Source organism: Achromobacter sp. Marseille-Q0513 (assembly GCF_018195695.1).
Taxonomy (GTDB): Bacteria; Pseudomonadota; Gammaproteobacteria; order Burkholderiales; family Burkholderiaceae_B; genus Achromobacter.
Window position 1 is genome coordinate 1 of sequence record NZ_JAGTJY010000313.1, and the last position, 3,401, is coordinate 3,401.

5 protein-coding genes are annotated in these 3,401 nt (G+C 65.8%); 4 read left to right on the plus strand and 1 reads right to left on the minus strand.

Annotated features, from left to right (window positions below):
* A partial coding sequence (locus KDH83_RS30025; RefSeq protein WP_212322532.1) for a hypothetical protein occupies positions 1–608 on the minus strand: 608 nt, incomplete at its 3' end.
* A gap of 263 nt (positions 609–871) precedes the next feature.
* Between KDH83_RS30025 and KDH83_RS30030 the strand changes: the two genes are divergently transcribed.
* From KDH83_RS30030 to KDH83_RS30045, 4 genes are all read left to right on the plus strand, one after another.
* A complete protein-coding gene (locus tag KDH83_RS30030; protein ID WP_212322533.1) occupies positions 872–1,183 on the plus strand; it encodes a helix-turn-helix transcriptional regulator in 312 nt (103 codons plus the stop codon).
* Complete coding sequence (locus tag KDH83_RS30035) at positions 1,180–2,418, plus strand: type II toxin-antitoxin system HipA family toxin (protein ID WP_212322535.1); 1,239 nt, start codon at positions 1,180–1,182, stop codon at positions 2,416–2,418. The genes KDH83_RS30030 and KDH83_RS30035 overlap by 4 nt, the downstream gene beginning before the upstream one ends.
* Before the next feature lie 30 nt (positions 2,419–2,448).
* Positions 2,449–2,751, plus strand: coding sequence for a metalloregulator ArsR/SmtB family transcription factor (locus KDH83_RS30040; RefSeq protein WP_212322539.1), 303 nt, complete (start codon positions 2,449–2,451; stop codon positions 2,749–2,751).
* 63 nt (positions 2,752–2,814) lie between these two features.
* Positions 2,815–3,401: alcohol dehydrogenase catalytic domain-containing protein (locus KDH83_RS30045; protein WP_212322542.1), on the plus strand; the 587-nt coding region annotated here is incomplete at its 3' end.

Genomic DNA, 3,401 nt, shown 5'->3' on the forward strand with positions numbered 1-3,401 from the left:
CCCCGCGCATCGCCCGCCACGTGCTGGACCAGCGCGCCGCCAACCAGCGCGCGGATCTCGCGGAATGGCACGTCCTCGGGCAGCAAGCGGAAGACATCGCCGCGATATTGCCGGATGAACCAGGCGACATCGGCGGCGTCCGCGTCGGACAGCGAGGTGCGCGACGAGACCAGCGGCGCCAGCAGCGACTCGAATTCAGCGACGCTGCCCAGTTCGACGAGCCAGGGCACGAGCTTGCCCTCGAGCAAGGGCGGGCGGGCATGCTCGTGCGTCGGCAGGCGGCGCAGCGTGAGGTAGTGCATGACGGCCGTCAGGTACAGCTCGGCCTTCGAGGCTTTCAGCACCTGCTCGGGGAAGCCCGGATAGAACGGCTGGTGCTGCACGTGCGCGCCGACCCGGCGGCGCAGCACGCCAAGCATGTCGCGCAGCCAGCGCGCGAGTTCATCGGCGGACAGCATGCCGATCCGCTCGATCACCGACTCGGACAGGATGCAATGGAACGCCGCGATTTCCTGGATGGCCGACGCGACCTGGGCGCGCGTGGCGCCGCCAGAACCCACGGGGACGTGGACCTTGGTGGCGCGGCGCAGGAACAGTTCCTGATTCATGCTTGCCTTGCTCCGGTGGCTCGCCGCTGCGAGCGAGCGGCGGCGTCATGGCGACGCCGATGTGAAAACGCCTGCGTGACGCAGGCGCGGTGTGGAGAGCGGGACCCCTAGGTAATCAGGGTGAGAAGGAAGGTGTCCCATAGCCACGAAGGGCATTGTACGGAAGGCCGGGCTTGCTTGCCAGATGGTGATGCGTTATATAGGTCTATAAAGATCATAAAAGTGATGCTTATAAAGAGAAAGTCTAGATAAAGAGCATAAATATGTCATTTAATCTGGCATCCACCGCCGAGATCCTGCGGGCCCTGGGCTCACGGCTGCGCACCCAGCGGCTGGCCCAGGGTCTGCCTCAGCGCGAGCTGGCGCAGATGGCGGGCCTGTCGCTCGGCGCGTTGCGCAAGCTGGAAGGCAGCGGCCAGTCATCGCTGGAGACCTTGATCCGCGTGACGCAGGCCTTGGGGCTCGCGGGTGAGCTGGAGGATCTGTTCGTGCTCAGGCGCCAATCCATCGCCCAGATGGCGCAGGCGGAATCCGCCGGGCAACGCCAACGGGCGCCTCGTCGGAGCAAAACATGAAGCAGCTGGCCGTTCATTACTGTGGCTGGGGCGAGGACTGGCTCCTGGGGCGCCTGGCCGATGACGGCGCCACGCTGCTGTTTGAATATGCGCCCGAGGCCCTGGCGCAAGGGCTGGAGCTGTCGCCATTGCATCTCAAGCTGCGCGCGCCGGCCTACGGGGATTTTCCGCCGTATCTGCATCGGTTGCCCGGCCTGATGGCGGACAGCCTGCCCGATGGCTGGGGGCTGCTGCTGATGGATCGTTTGTTCCGCCGCCAGGGATTGCGTCACCCGGGGCCCCTGGATCGGCTGGCGTTCATCGGGGGCCGCGCCATGGGCGCGCTGCGCTTCGTGCCGGCGGCCGATCCGGACGCCGTGGAGCCCGACTGGAGCCTGCTGGCCCTGGCCCGGGAAAGCGAGCGGGCCCTGGCTGGAGAGGCGGGCGTCGCCTTGCGTGAACTGGCGTTGACCGGAGGGTCTCCGCAAGGCGCGCGGCCCAAGGCCCTGGTGCAGCACGATGCCACGACCGGCCATGTCAGCACGCGCGGCGATGCGCCGGGCGTGCCCTGGCTGGTGAAGTTTCCGGCGCAAGGCGAGCATAAGGAAGTCTGCGCCGTCGAACAGCTGTATGCCGAGCTGGCCCGCGATTGCGGCCTGGACGTGCCGGCCAGCGCCTTGTTCGATCTGTCGCCCAGGCTTGCCGCCTTTGGCGTGGCGCGTTTCGACCGGGAACGAGGCATGCGCGTGCCGGTGCATAGCCTGGCGGGCCTGCTGCAGGTGGATTTCCGCATGCCGGGCAGCACGGACTACACGACCTTGCTGCGGGCCACCCGTTTGTTGACGCGCGATGAGCGCGAGGTTGAGAAGGCCTATGCGCGCGCCGTCTTCAACGTGTTGTTTCACAACCAGGACGATCATCCGAAGAACTTCGCATGGCGTCTCGGGCAGGATCGACGTTGGCGCTTGGCGCCCGCATTCGACCTGACGTTCAGCGACGGTCCGATGGGGCAGCATCACATGGATGTATGCGGCGAGGGCGCCGTGGTGGGACGGGATCACTTGCAGCGGTTGGCCAGAGAGGGTGGGGTGGGCTTGCCCGTGGCAGAAGCCACGATTGACCGGATGATTGAGCAGGCGGCGGCCTACACCGAACGCGCCGAGGCGTTTCCGATTCGTCGCGCCACGGTCCGGCGGATGAGCATCGCGATAGAGGCCAGCCGCGCGCGCATTCAAGGCATTCGACGGGGAAATTGACATATCGGTAATTTCCGATATTATCCCGCCATGGACCTGCTAGACATTTTCAAAGCCCTCTCGAACCGCACCCGCCTCGATATCCTCAAAGGCCTGAAGGATCCCGAGCGGCACTTCCCGCCGCAGGACGAGGGCGACGTGCATACGGTGGGCGTCTGCGTCAGCAGCATCCAGGAAGGCGTCGGGCTGTCGCAGTCCACGGTGTCCGACTATCTGGCCACCCTGCAACGCGCGGGCCTGGTCGAGGTCCGGCGCATTGGCCAGTGGACCTACTACAAGCGCAATGAAGCCAACATCAGTGCCTTTGCCAAGCTGATCGGGAAAGAGCTCTGAATTTTTTTGCCACTAAATATCGGAAAATCCCGATATCCCTTTTTATCGAAATCAGGAGTTGAAATGAAAGCAATCGTGCTCAAGTCATTCGGCGGCCCCGAGTCGTTCGAACTGTGCGACGTGCCCAAGCCCGTGCCACAGGCGGGGCAGGTGCTGGTGCGGGTGCATGCCACGTCGATCAATCCGCTGGATTACCAAGTCCGTCGCGGCGACTATCCCGATCTGGTGCCCTTGCCGGCCATTACCGGCCACGATGTCTCGGGCGTGGTCGAGGCCGTCGGGCCGGGAGTAACGGCCTACACGCCGGGCGACGAGGTCTGGTACACGCCGCAGATCTTCGAGGGGCAGGGCAGCTACGCCGAATACCACGTGGCCGCCGAAGGCATCGTCGGCAGGAAGCCCGCCGCGCTGAGCCATCTGGAGGCGGCCAGCCTGAGCCTGGTGGGCGGGACGGCCTGGGAGGCGCTGGTCGCGCGCGCGGGGCTGCGGGTGGGGGAGAACATCCTGATCCACGGCGGCGCCGGCGGGGTCGGCCACGTGGCGATCCAGCTTGCCAAGGCCATCGGCGCCCGGGTGCTCACGACCGTGCGCGAAGCGAACTTCGCCTTCGCGCGCGAGATGGGCGCGGACGTGCTGATCGACTATGAAAG

Excerpts from the sequence above, each read along its gene's own strand:
- KDH83_RS30030 (WP_212322533.1), top strand. The coding sequence starts at position 872 with ATGTCATTTAATCTGGCATCCACCGCCGAGATCCTGCGGGCCCTGGGC.
- KDH83_RS30035 (WP_212322535.1), top strand. The coding sequence starts at position 1,180 with ATGAAGCAGCTGGCCGTTCATTACTGTGGCTGGGGCGAGGACTGGCTC.
- KDH83_RS30040 (WP_212322539.1), top strand. The coding sequence starts at position 2,449 with ATGGACCTGCTAGACATTTTCAAAGCCCTCTCGAACCGCACCCGCCTC.